Annotated in this window: 11 protein-coding genes; 10 read left to right on the forward strand and 1 reads right to left on the reverse strand. The window is 40.3% G+C overall.

Annotated features, from left to right (window positions below; all coding sequences use genetic code 11):
• The first annotated feature begins 478 nt into the window (after positions 1–478).
• The 5 genes from MKX82_RS04935 (at position 479) to MKX82_RS04955 (ending at position 5,578) form a co-directional block, all read left to right on the forward strand.
• Positions 479–1,783, forward strand: a complete 1,305-nt coding sequence (locus MKX82_RS04935; protein WP_237940984.1) for an ABC transporter substrate-binding protein — start codon at positions 479–481, stop codon at positions 1,781–1,783.
• Between the two features lie 69 nt (positions 1,784–1,852).
• Positions 1,853–2,725 carry a carbohydrate ABC transporter permease gene (locus MKX82_RS04940; RefSeq protein ID WP_396953793.1) on the forward strand — a complete coding sequence of 291 codons (873 nt, stop codon included), beginning with the start codon at positions 1,853–1,855 and terminating at the stop codon, positions 2,723–2,725.
• On the forward strand, positions 2,712–3,599 hold the full coding sequence (locus MKX82_RS04945) for a carbohydrate ABC transporter permease (RefSeq protein ID WP_233316772.1): 888 nt from the start codon (positions 2,712–2,714) through the stop codon (positions 3,597–3,599). The genes MKX82_RS04940 and MKX82_RS04945 overlap by 14 nt, the downstream gene beginning before the upstream one ends.
• A gap of 52 nt (positions 3,600–3,651) precedes the next feature.
• Complete coding sequence (locus MKX82_RS04950) at positions 3,652–4,242, forward strand: YesL family protein (RefSeq protein WP_251645350.1); 591 nt, start codon at positions 3,652–3,654, stop codon at positions 4,240–4,242.
• 34 nt (positions 4,243–4,276) lie between these two features.
• The gene (locus MKX82_RS04955) at positions 4,277–5,578 is read left to right on the forward strand and encodes an alpha-glucosidase/alpha-galactosidase (protein ID WP_233316774.1); all 1,302 of its coding nucleotides are present in this window, start codon (positions 4,277–4,279) and stop codon (positions 5,576–5,578) included.
• A gap of 40 nt (positions 5,579–5,618) precedes the next feature.
• On the opposite strand, the gene MKX82_RS04960 is transcribed toward MKX82_RS04955, so the two are convergent.
• Positions 5,619–7,163 carry a glycosyltransferase family 2 protein gene (locus tag MKX82_RS04960; RefSeq protein WP_341075377.1) on the reverse strand — a complete coding sequence of 515 codons (1,545 nt, stop codon included), beginning with the start codon at positions 7,161–7,163 and terminating at the stop codon, positions 5,619–5,621.
• A 363-nt stretch (positions 7,164–7,526) separates the two neighbouring features.
• Between MKX82_RS04960 and nagA the strand changes: the two genes are divergently transcribed.
• The 5 genes from nagA to nagE all read left to right on the forward strand — a co-directional run bounded on the left by nagA (position 7,527) and on the right by nagE (position 12,633).
• Positions 7,527–8,723 (forward strand): N-acetylglucosamine-6-phosphate deacetylase, encoded by a 1,197-nt coding sequence (nagA, locus tag MKX82_RS04965; RefSeq protein WP_251645391.1) that lies wholly within the window; start codon positions 7,527–7,529, stop codon positions 8,721–8,723.
• A complete protein-coding gene (gene nagB, locus MKX82_RS04970) occupies positions 8,723–9,475 on the forward strand; it encodes a glucosamine-6-phosphate deaminase (protein ID WP_233316776.1) in 753 nt (250 codons plus the stop codon). The genes nagA and nagB overlap by 1 nt, the downstream gene beginning before the upstream one ends.
• A complete protein-coding gene (locus tag MKX82_RS04975; protein WP_233316777.1) occupies positions 9,472–10,188 on the forward strand; it encodes a GntR family transcriptional regulator in 717 nt (238 codons plus the stop codon). Before nagB ends, MKX82_RS04975 begins: the two co-directional genes overlap by 4 nt.
• Positions 10,189–10,192: 4 nt before the next feature.
• Entirely contained in the window at positions 10,193–11,113 is a 921-nt protein-coding gene (murQ, locus tag MKX82_RS04980) for an N-acetylmuramic acid 6-phosphate etherase (protein ID WP_233316778.1), read from the forward strand.
• Positions 11,114–11,184: 71 nt separating this feature from the next.
• Positions 11,185–12,633, forward strand: a complete 1,449-nt coding sequence (gene nagE, locus MKX82_RS04985) for an N-acetylglucosamine-specific PTS transporter subunit IIBC (RefSeq protein WP_341075382.1) — start codon at positions 11,185–11,187, stop codon at positions 12,631–12,633.
• Positions 12,634–12,705: the final 72 nt, after the last annotated feature.

Genomic DNA, 12,705 nt, shown 5'->3' on the forward strand with positions numbered 1-12,705 from the left:
CTTTATCATAAAATCCTTAAATATAAATTAAGAGTAAACGGTAACAAAAAAAATTTCTAGAAAACATAAACTTGTTAGAAAAATTTTTTCTTCTCTTTTATTTTAAAGCATCTTTTTTATTTTTGGAACTGTTTTCATTAAAAGAATAAAAGAAACAGGACAAGAAATCAAACATCACGGCGACAAATATCCCTTCGCAACTCGAATTATAGGGAAATTTTTGTAAGGGATATTCTTGAAAAAGCGGAAGCGGGCACTTAGACTAAAACTTGTAATTGGTAGCGGTTACATATTGCGCTATTAGGAATGATCCCCGTCTGACATCATAGAAATACAAAATTTTTTCTTTAAGTTTGTAAGCGGTTGCAAGTTTGTCTGATGTTTTAAAGAGATGAACGTGTTAGACTCTGAGTTTATTTAAGGGAGTGGGGTCCTCTTAGATAGTCAGAAATCAAACAGAGAAAAGAGGGGAAGAAACATGAAAAAAAGCAAGCTGATTTTGTTAACAATCGTCATGATTTTAGTGCTTGTGCCAATACTGCAAGCCTGCAGTTCCAAATCAGGCACTTCGGGGTCAGACGATACAGTCCAGCTCACCTTCTCAGCATGGGGAAATCCAGCTGAAATAAAGGTGTATCAAAAAGCGGTCGATGGATTCATGAAAGAAAATCCAAATATTAAAGTGAAGTTAGTACCAATCCCAAGTGATGGGTATATTCAAAAGCTGCAAACACAGCTGCAAGGAAGCCAAGCACCAGATGTATTCTATGTCGGTGACGGTGATATTTCCAAAATTATTGAAACAGGCAAGCTTGCACCGCTCGGTGAATTTATGAACAGCTCGGAAAGCTATGCAAAACCAGATGAATTTGCAGAAGGGTTATGGGGAGCGGCTAAAAAAGACAATGAGATTTACGGCATCACAGTCGATTGCAATCCGATGCTTATATATTACAATAAAAAGCTGTTTTCAGAGCTTGGAATTAAGTCTCCTCAGGACTATTATGACGAAGGCAAATGGAACTTCGAAGCGATGAAGGAAGTGACTGATGCCCTGCGTGACGGCGGCAAATATGGATTAATTGTTGATAACTCATGGAATACTCTTTTCAGCTGGATTTGGGCTAACGGCGGGGAAATTTACAACAAAGAGACTGGCGAATTCATTCTCGATCAAAATGAAAAAGGAATTGGCGCAATGAGTTTCTTGGAGCAAATGATTAAAGGAAAGAACTTCACTTATTCAGGATCTCTGCCGAAAGGTCAAGGCTCTGAGGCGATGTTTATGTCAGGGCAAGTTGGCATGGTTACTGCAGGCAGATGGTTCACACCACTTTTCCATGAAAATAAATCATTAGAATGGGATTATATTTCATGGCCATCTAATACAGAAAATAAGCAAGAGCCTGTTGCCATTCCGACTGCATATCTAGCTGCTAATAAAGATTCAAAAAATAAAGAGGCGGCGATGAAATTTGTTTCTTACTACACATCTAAGGTAGGGCAAGAGCAGCGTCTTAACGGTATCGGAAATGCAATTCCTTCTATCAATGGTATTGATGAAGCAATTACTAGCTCCAATGTTCCAGAGCATGTCAACTATATTATTGAAGCAAGGGAAAAAGGCTATGCAAACGCAATTCAATCCACCATTCCTGGGTTGGATAAGGAAGTCAATGACATTATGGACTTGATGTATCTTGGCAAAGATGATGCCCAGACAACAGTAGATAAACTGACGAAAAAAGCGAAAGAAATGATTGAAGAACATAAAGCGGAATAAAAAAGTAAATGGAGGAAGGGGAAGGAATTCCTTTCCCCCTTCTATTTTAAAAAAAGTGGGTGAACGCTGATGAGAGGCCGACAAAATCTTTGGGGATATGCATTTTTAGCTCCGCAATTAATCGGATTAATACTATTTTCATTGATTCCAGTTATCTTCACATTAACATTGAGCTTTATGAAATGGGACGGGTTTGGCGCTAAAGAATTTATTGGGTTAGCTAACTATATCGATCAATTTCAAGATGCCGACTTTTGGAAGGCCTTAGGAAATACGGTTTATTATACAATTTTAGTCATTCCTGTCAGTATCGCTTTGTCATTAGCGGTTGCAATTGCTCTCAATAAAATTAAGGGCAAAAATTTCTACAGACTTTTTTATTTTATGCCTGTTGTTACAAGCTCTGTTTCTATCGGGGTTATCTGGATGTGGATTTTAAATGGAGACTTCGGCATATTAAATCAAATTCTAGCAAACTTTGGAATTAAAGGACCAATGTGGCTGACAGACACAAACTGGGTCATGCCATCGATTGCTATTCTAAGTATCTGGTGGGGACTAGGACATAATATGGTTATTTTTTTGGCAGGCCTGCAGGGGATTTCTAAATCCTATTATGAGGCGGCAGAAATAGACGGAGCAACAAAGTGGCAAAAGCTTCGCCATATTACCTTGCCTCTGCTATCACCAACGACCTTCTTCATTGCTATAATGGCAATTATTTCTTCTTTCCAAGTTTTTGATCAGGCTTATGTTATGACAAGCGGAGGACCTGCTAAATCGAGCTACACGTTTGTGTATCATATTTACGAAGCCGCCTTTGTTGATTTCAAAATGGGTATCAGCTCGGCAGCAGCAATGGTATTGTTTGTCATCATACTCGCATTTACGCTAATCCAATTCAAAATGTCGAAAAGGTGGGTGCATTATGAAGATCAATGACGTACCTGTTAATACAGCCCCCAAGCCTGTGGTTCCATTGCCAACAAAGAAAAAAATCTCTGTTCTGCGCATATTGCTCCATCTTGTCCTAATTGCTGGTGCCTTTTTGATGGTTGCACCTTTCCTTTGGACAATAAGCAGCTCACTGAAAGATATGTCGCAAATTTTCCTTGTGCCGCCGAAATGGTTCCCTAATCCTATTAATTTCCAAAACTATCCCAATTCCTTAACAGCCATGCCATTTGCAAAAGCTTATTTTAACAGCTTCTATATAACAGCAGTTGTTGTGCTTTTAAACTTGCTGACTTGTTCCATGGCTGCATTTGCTTTCGCAAAAATGCGCTTCCGCGGTTCCAATCTGCTGTTCATTATGTTCTTGGCAACAATGATGATACCGAAGCAAGTGACGATGGTGCCATTGTACTTAATTATGGATGCCTTTGGCTGGATTGATACACATCTATCCTTAATTGTTCCAGCTGGCTTGTTTAATGCATTCGGGGTGTTTTTATTGCGGCAGTTTATTAGAGGGATACCGAATGAACAAATCGAGGCAGCTGTATTAGATGGGGCAAACCCAATTCGGATTTATCGAAGCATCATACTGCCATTGATCAAACCAGCACTTGCTGCCTTCGGAATATTTGCCTTTATGGGAATATGGAACAGTTTTTTAGAGCCGCTGATTTATTTAACTTCACCAGAAAACTTCACTGTTCCGCTGCTCTTGAATACCTTTAAAGGCTTATATTTTACAGACTGGTCCTTGATGATGGCTGGAACGACCATTTCCATTATTCCAGTTATTATTGTCTATATTTTTGCCCAAAAACAAATTATTGAAGGCATCGCCTTAACGGGCTCTAAAGGCTAAAGTCATTGATGGTTAGAACTATCCTTAATGAGGTGATCTTATTAACAAGCTGATGAATGCGTGCACATGGATATACCGCCTGCTGTATGCTAATCTTCTCTGGCTGCTGTTTACAGCCGCAGGACTTGTCCTGTTTGGAATTTTTCCTGCAACTGCAGCCATGTTTTCTTTAACGAAACAATGGCTCGAGGGAGCGGGAGATGACCATATGTTCCGAGAGTTTATGCTAAAGTTCAAAGCGTATTTCATCCAGGCAAATATTTTAGGGGCAATCGTTCTATTTACTGGTATCTTGCTGTATGTTGATTTCCAGTTTTTTTTACAAGCAGAGAGTACTATTTTTGTAGTTTTCAGATATACTCTACTGACTATTGCATTTGTTTATATCATTATGCTTCCATACTTATTTCCTCTATTAGTGGAAAAGAAACAAACTATAAGGGAAGTGCTGAAAAGTATGCTGTTTATGAGCATTACCCGGATTGCACACAGCGCAATTATGGTTATCGGCACTATCACGATTTTTGCTGTTTTCAGCCGATTCGCCGGCTTCTTCTTGTTATTCCTAGGAAGCACGATAGCGCTGTGGCTGACTTGGAATGTTAATACAGCATACAGGAACATACTGCGTAAACAAGCATAGCGGTTTTATAGAAGAATAGAGGGGAGAAAAACATATGTCCAAAATTACTTTCATCGGAGCAGGAAGCACTGTGTTTGCAAAAAATGTACTAGGAGACTGCATGATGGTCCCTGCACTGGAAGGTTTTGAGTTTGCTCTGTTTGATATTGATGAAGGCCGCTTGAAGGATTCGGAAAATATGCTGAACAATTTGCGTAACAACTATAATTGCTCTATTACGATAAAAGCTTATTCCAATCGGAAGGAAGCATTAAGAGGAGCAAAATATGTCATAAATGCCATCCAAGTTGGCGGGTATAAGCCTAGCACAGTTATCGACTTTGAGATTCCGAAAAAATACGGTCTGCGTCAAACAATTGCAGATACTGTTGGAATTGGCGGTATTTTCCGCAGTTTACGGACTATTCCTGTCATGCTTGAGTTTGCGAAGGATATGGAAGAAGTTTGTCCTGATGCCTTGTTTTTGAATTATACAAACCCAATGGCAGCACTTACTGGTGCGATGCTCCGTTATACGAATGTTAAGACAGTCGGACTGTGTCACAGTGTTCAAGTTTGTACATCCCATCTTTTAAAGTCTTTAGGGATAAAAGCCAGTAATGTAGAGGAGAAGATTGCCGGGATTAATCATATGGCATGGCTTTTGGAAGTAAAAGCAGACGGGCAGGACTTATATCCAGAAATAAAGAGGCGTGCGAGAGAAAAGCAATTGCAAAAGCATTCGGACATGGTCCGGTTTGAATTGATGGAGAGATTTGGTTTTTATGTGACTGAATCATCAGAGCATAATGCTGAATATCATCCATATTTCATTAAGAAGCGCTATCCTGAATTAATTGACCGCTTTCAAATTCCGTTGGATGAATATCCGCGCCGCTGTGTTCAGCAAATCGAAAACTGGGAAAAAATGCGCAAGGAGCTTGTACATAACAGCAATCTAACACATGTGCGCTCCCATGAATATGGTTCAAGAATTATCGAAGCGATGGAAACAAACATCCCTTTCAAATTTGGAGGCAATGTTTTAAACACAGGCGGCTTAATCAGCAACCTGCCTGAAAAGGCATGTGTCGAGGTGCCGTGCCTTGTTGATCGCAACGGGATATTGCCATGCTATATAGGCGAGCTTCCAGAGCAGCTAGCTGCATTAAACAGAACTAATATCAATACACAGCTGCTGACAATTGAAGCTGCTGTCACCCGGAAAAAAGAATATATTTATCAAGCAGCCCTGCTGGACCCTCATACTGCAGCTGAACTGTCTATTGATGATATTGTTGCCATGTGTGATGATTTAATTGAAGCACATGGAAGCTGGCTGCCGAATTACGAATGAAAAATGGATGCATCTATTATGGATGCATCCTGTTTTTTCTTTATTTAATTTTCAAAGCAAGATTTTGATTAACAGTACAATAGAAATGACAGTTTTTACTCTGCTGTTTCTTTAAGCTTTCTATAGATGCCGGGATATGCAATTGCACCTTTTGATAGTCATTGTAGCGTAAATAAAGATTGTACACTGATTTTGGAAGAGCGCTTAGCCACTCGAGCGGTATGGCTATTATTCCTTCACCATTTTCATCGACGGATGCAGGAAGGCTGAATTCTGATGCTGCGGACTGCCTGTCCCGTAAAAGAAGTTCTTGGATCGCTGCATCAACACCTGTTGCCTTCAAATGAAGGCTAATATGGTCCGTGTTAGGGGTGCAGTTGGCAAGCTCTGCATGAGCAGGAAGCTCGATATATTTATAGGGCTCTGCTAATGGTGACACCATAAAGACTTGATCATCTTTAAAATGAAAGTTTTTTATTTTTGTATTCGCATGCCAGCGGGTGAGTTCTTCCATTTCCTTATAGCAACCGTTTTTAAAAAGCTGATAGCATGCTTTGTTAATAGGCTTAAAGAAATGATCGCTAATGTCATAATCTAAACTCTTAGCTGTCCTTAATGTTTTTTTCATTGTCCAAACATAGGCTTTCCTTTTCAAATAGTCATTTGCTTTATGCTTTACTGAAGATTTTTCACTTCGCAAAGTATGGTAACGGTTGATAAAGCCGGTAAAGCAGTCAAATTCATATAATCTGTTCAGTATCATCTTTTTTATAACAGGATCAAGTTCTTTGCCCTTAAAGTAGCGAATCACCTTTTGATTACATTTCATCTTATGTAGGACATTCGTTCTTGAAGTTAAGGAATCTTTATTTTCGTTTTGTCTGTTTAAATAGTAAATGACATCTTTTGTTGTTGAGATGGATTTACAGCATGCGAGCACATCCATAAAAAATTGCTTATCTTCGGCAAATTTCATGGCAGGAAACTTTAGGCCATTTTCTTTAATAATGCTCGTTTTCATCATTCTTGCTCGTGGTCCTAAGTGATGAAAGATATGGGGGATAGAAACTGGCGGAACATTCCTTCGCTCTGTGCTTGATTCATGCTCTCCCACGATTGCTGTACCGTCTGTCCGTATTTTCACAGTTTTACCCACGATATAATCATCATTTGTTTCTTTAAGCACATTATAAAGCTTTTCAAGCCCGGATAATTCAAACCAGTCATCTGCATCAAGGAATGAAATATAGGGAGCCTTAGCAAGCTTTATACCTAAGTTTCTTGGGTAGGCAGGTGTCCCTGTATTCTTCTTTAGGAATGCTAGCTTAATATTTGGATGTTTCTTGCTGTACTCAAGCAGAATGGAGCGGGTATTATCTGTTGAACCGTCATCCACGAGGATGTATTCAATTTTTTCTCCTAATGTTTGATTCAAAACAGAATCGATTGTTTTTTTTATAGTGGCATCATTGTTGTATACAGGTGTAACCACCGTTACAATGGGGGCTGCAGTCTGGTTGGGATGCTGGAAAAGCTCATAATCGCTGGCAGTTTTAGTTTTCGGCCGAAAAAAGAGTAGATTCATCTATCATCCAAACTTTCTTTAATGTATTTATTTGAAGCTATTAGTTAAACTAGTGCTATCACCATTATGAAATATTTAGTATAAAACTATACATTTTTCACGAAATTATGCTAGTTTTAGAAATAAAATCCAAGGGAAAGGGGAGAATAAAATAGAAGTATTGACAATATAAAGGGCAGTCATTTATAATCTGCTTGTAAGCGGTTTCGATTGATCGCTAAAAAAATAGGTCAGATAATCTAACAAAAACCAAGCATTATTTTTAATATTTGCTAGAATTGGTTTATATTGAATTAACTGGTCTAGACATCTAGTTATATAGTTGATAAATCATTTTCAGTTAGAAGGGATCATGTTATGACAATGAAGGAACAAGGTGAGCTTTTGCTTCTTAAAGACTTAACCATTTACACAGAAGAGGGAGTGCTCTCAGATGGTTATTTGCTTATGGAGAAAGGAAGGATTCATTCTTACGGAAAATTAGCGGAGCTTGAGAAGACAGAGAACGTGCAAACAATATCATTCCCTAAAGGAAGCAAGCTTATTCCAGGGATGATTGACATTCATATTCATGGGGCGAAAAATGCCGATGCGATGGATGGTTCACACGATGGACTAAAGACAATCGCCGAAATCCTGCCATATGAGGGAACAACAAGCTTTTTAGCGACAACGATGACACAAGGGCAGGAAGAAATTGAATCTGCGCTTACGTGCATTTCGGCATTTATAGAAACAGACAACAAACCAGGCCAGGCAGAAATTCTGGGCGTTCATTTAGAAGGACCATTTATTAATGAAAAGAGAGCAGGAGCACAGCCGCTCGATGCAATTAAAACGGCAGATATTGAGCTTTTCCAAAGATGGAATCAACTGGCTGGTAACCAGATTCGACTGGTTACATTAGCGCCTGAGAAGGAGAATGGGCTAAAGCTTGCAGCTTACTTAAAAGAGAATGGTATTGTCGCGTCAATGGGACACACAGATGCTGTTTATGAGGAAGTAGTTGAAGCCGTACAAGCAGGAATGAATCATGTTACACATCTATATAATGGCATGAGAGGTTTCCATCATAGAGACCCAGGCACAGCTGGAGCTGTCCTCCTTCATGATGAGTTAACAGCAGAGATGATTGTAGATGGAGTTCATATCCATCCAGAAATCGTCAAACTGACCTATAAACAAAAGGGGAAGGATAAAATCATTCTGATAACAGACAGCATGAGAGCAAAATGGCTTGAGGATGGTGTTTCCTCACTAGGCGGTCAGAAAGTAATTGTAAAAGACGGCAAAGCGTTGCTCGAAAATGGGGCTCTTGCTGGAAGCACATTAAAGATGAATGATGCACTCACCAATATGATGGCTTTTACAGGCTGTTCGTTAGAGGATGTCATCACAATGGGTGCTTATAATCCAGCTAAACAAATTGGCGTTTTAGATAGAAAAGGCAGTATTAAAACAGGCAAGGATGCAGATTTAGTCGTACTAGATGACAACAATAAAGTAATCTTAACCATTTGCAGAGGAATAATCGCAGCAAAATCCGGAGGTGCAGAATAATGAAATGGATCGAAGTAGATAACTATGAAAAAATGAGTGCGCAGGCAGCAGATGCCATCATCAGACTTGTGAAGGAAAAGCCTGATGCTATTCTTGGTTTGGCAACTGGCGGAACACCTGCTGGGACATATAAACGTCTTGCAGAAGACTTTAAGCAAAACAAAACATCCTATGAAAACATCAAAACTGTTAACTTAGACGAATATGTGGGCTTAGAGGCAAATAGTGAACAAAGCTATTCCTATTATATGGATAAGCATCTGTTTGATCATATTGACATTAAAAGAGAAAATGTTCATCTTCCAAAGGCGGAAACACCGCCATATGAACAAGATGCCGCAGAATATGAGGAGCTGATCGACAAATTAGGAGGAGTGGACTTACAAATTCTTGGTATTGGCGAAAATGGCCATATTGGCTTCAATGAGCCGGGCACATCATTTACCTCGAAGACAAGTGTTGTCGAATTGGATGAGTCAACAAGAGAGGCAAATGCAAGATACTTCGAAAATCGCGATGACGTACCGACACATGCGATTTCTATGGGGATCTCTACCATCATGAAAAGCAGAAAAATCATTTTGCTCGCTTCAGGCAGCAAAAAAGCGCCGATCTTGTATAATCTTTTCCAAACAGAGGTGACAGAGGATATTCCTGCATCTATTCTGAAGCAGCATCCAGATGTAACAATAATTGCAGACAGTGAAGCTTTGGCAATTTTGAAGGATAAAGAAGGAAGTGTATATCGTTGATTATTAAGGATTCCCATATTCCAATCTATTTTCAGCTGGAAACGGAAATAAAGGAGCTTGTAAAGGGCTTAAATCCTGGGGACCCAATTAGTTCTGAAAGAGAATTTGCAGAGAAATATGACATCAGCAGAATGACTGTCCGTCAAGCTATCAATAATCTTGTCAATGAAGGTATTTTAGTTAGAAAGAGAGGCAAAGGAACCTTCGTTGCAGCACAGAAGGTAGAGCAGCCTCTTTCCGGCTTGACGAGCTTTTCAGAGGATATGCGTTCAAGGGGGATGAAGCCGCAGACGAAAATCCTTTCTTTTCAACAAATCAGTTCTGACAAAAATATTGCTGCAAAGCTGAAAATAGAAGAAAACATGCCGGTATATGAAGTGAGCCGTCTAAGGCTAGCAGATGAAAGTCCAATGGCGCTGGAGGTTTCTTATTTACCGGCCCATATTATCACTGACCTGACCGAAAAAACCATTCACGCCTCCCTTTATGATTATATTGAAAAGGAGCTGCAGCTTACAATCAGCCATGCATCACAAACGCTGGAGTCATCCCTTGCTCAAGGAAACGAATGCAATTTATTAAAAATTGAGGAAGGCGATCCTGTGCTGCTTATTGAACGTTACAGCTATTTGGAAAATGGAGCGGCCTTTGAGTATGTTAAATCCATTTACAGAGGAGACCGCTATAAATTTGTCATCGATATGAAGAGGTGAAAATATGAGCGAATTAAGAGGAACAGAGCAGCGCAATCCACACAGTCTTCATTTAGATGAATGGTCAACACTAGAGATTGTTCAATTTATGAACAAGGAGGATGAAGGAGTTGCTCAGGCAGTCCGTGGAGCACTGGCAGAAATTAGCCTTGCCGTCGATGGGATTGCTGACAGATGGAAGCGCGGCGGCAGATGCTTTGTTGTTGGGGCAGGGACGAGTGGCAGACTGGCGGTAGTTGATGCAGTAGAGCTAGTTCCGACGTTTTCAATCGCGCAAAACAGATGGGTGCCTCTCCTTGCTGGCGGATATGAAGCAATGTGGAATTCCCTTGAAGAAACAGAGGATGATGATAACTGGATTATTGCTGCACTGAACAGCCACTCTCTTGCAAAGGACGATGTGGTGATAGGGGTAACAGCCAGCGGGTCAACACCTTTCGTTCTCGCTGCTGCAAAACTTGCAGCTCAAGTCGGTGCGATGACAATTGGAATCAGCAACAACGAACAAACTGTTTTATCCTCTATATGCGAAATCGGGATCGAGGCGCCAACAGGACCTGAAGTGATTAGGGGATCAACAAGGCTGAAGGCAGGCACAGCTCAAAAAATGATTTTGAATATGCTGTCAACAGCAACGATGACAAAGCTCGGCAAAGTATATCAAAATGAAATGGCAGACATGAAACTGATTAACAAAAAGCTTGTGGACAGAGCTGTGCAGATGCTGATTAACATAACAGATACAACAGAGGAAGAGGCGCGGGCTGCTCTTATGAGTGCAGACCTTAACTTGAAATCAGCAGCATTTTTGATTCTGACAGGTGCAGCAGCTGAGGAAGCAGCGGAATTCTTAACACAATCAGAGGGGCATTTAAAAAAAGCGATTCAGCTTTATTTCCAGGACGTAAAGGAGGGGAGGGCTTAAACGAACAAAGAAGATTAATCTAAGCTATTATATATAATTTTTTTACTTTGAAAAACTAAAGGGGTAATAGTATGAAAGCTTATTTGCAAAAACTTGGTCGAGCTTTAATGCTGCCTGTAGCTGTATTGCCAGCGGCAGCGATTTTAATGGGGATAGGTTATGCAATCGACCCTTCTGGATGGGGAGCAGACAGTCCAACCGCAGCTTTTCTAATAAAGGCTGGTTCTTCCATTCTTGACAATATTCCATATTTATTTGCAGTTGGGGTTGCATTAGGATTATCTAAGGATAAGGATGGATCTGCTGCGTTAAGCGGTTTAGTAGCATTTCTAGTTATTAAGACATTGTTATCCACAAATTCCGTTGCGATGCTTCAAGGAGTTAATCCAGAAGATGTGAATATTGCCTTTACAAAAATTGAAAATGCCTTTATTGGGATGCTTTCTGGTATAGTCGCATCGATTATGTATAATCGCTTCAGCAAAACACAGCTTCCAGCCGCATTTGCATTTTTCAGCGGCAAAAGGCTTGTTCCAATTCTAAGTGCTGTCAGTATGCTTGTAGTTGCTGTTATCTTATTATTCTTATGGCCGGCTATCTACAGCGGATTAGTATCATTTGGAACACAAATCAGTAAGCTAGGAGCAATCGGAGCAGGTTTATATGGTTTCTTCAACAGACTGCTTATCCCGACAGGTCTCCATCATGCGCTGAATGCCGTATTCTGGTTTGACTTAGCAGGTATTAATGATATCGGGAACTTCTGGGCTGGCAAAGGGGAAAAAGGTGTGACCGGTATGTATCAAGCAGGCTTCTTCCCTGTTATGATGTTCGGATTGCCAGCAGCTGCTTTGGCAATGTATCATACAGCTAAGACGAAAAGAAAGAAGCAAGTCGCATCCCTTATGCTTGCAGCAGGAATTGCGGCATTCGTAACAGGTGTAACAGAGCCAATTGAATTTGCCTTTATGTTTGCAGCACCTGGATTGTATTTAGTTCATGCCGTGCTTACTGGTTTCTCACTGGCAATCGCGTCCTTCTTCCATTGGACGGCCGGGTTCTCCTTCAGCGGTGGCTTAATTGATTTTATTTTAAGCTCACGGCTGCCTTTGGCAAACCAGCCGTATATGCTGATTGTTCAAGGGTTGGTTTTCGCCGTTATTTATTATACGCTGTTCCGCTTTTTAATCACGAAGTTTAACTTGACGACACCAGGACGTGAGGAAGAGACTGCTGAAGAAGCAGCGGTAACAACACAGACTGGTGATAACAAATTTGCTGCAATGGCTTCACAAATATACGAAGGTTTAGGCGGAGATGAAAATGTCGCTTCTGTTGATAACTGTGTAACAAGATTAAGAATTGAAGTGAAAGACATGAATGCAGTAAATCAGAATAAAATCAAAGCGACGGGAGTGCCGGGAATTAATATCGTCGGCCCAACTAGCATTCAAGTCATTGTCGGCACACAAGTGCAGTTTGTTGCAGATGAAATAGAGAAAATCAGACAAGAAGACTAACAGCTGTCTCTTAAAATACGAACAAATCCCGATTAAAAGGTAATCGGGATTTGTTGTATGTTAATGGAGGCG

This window comes from Niallia sp. FSL R7-0271 (assembly GCF_038005785.1).
Classification (GTDB): Bacteria; Bacillota; Bacilli; order Bacillales; family Cytobacillaceae; genus Niallia.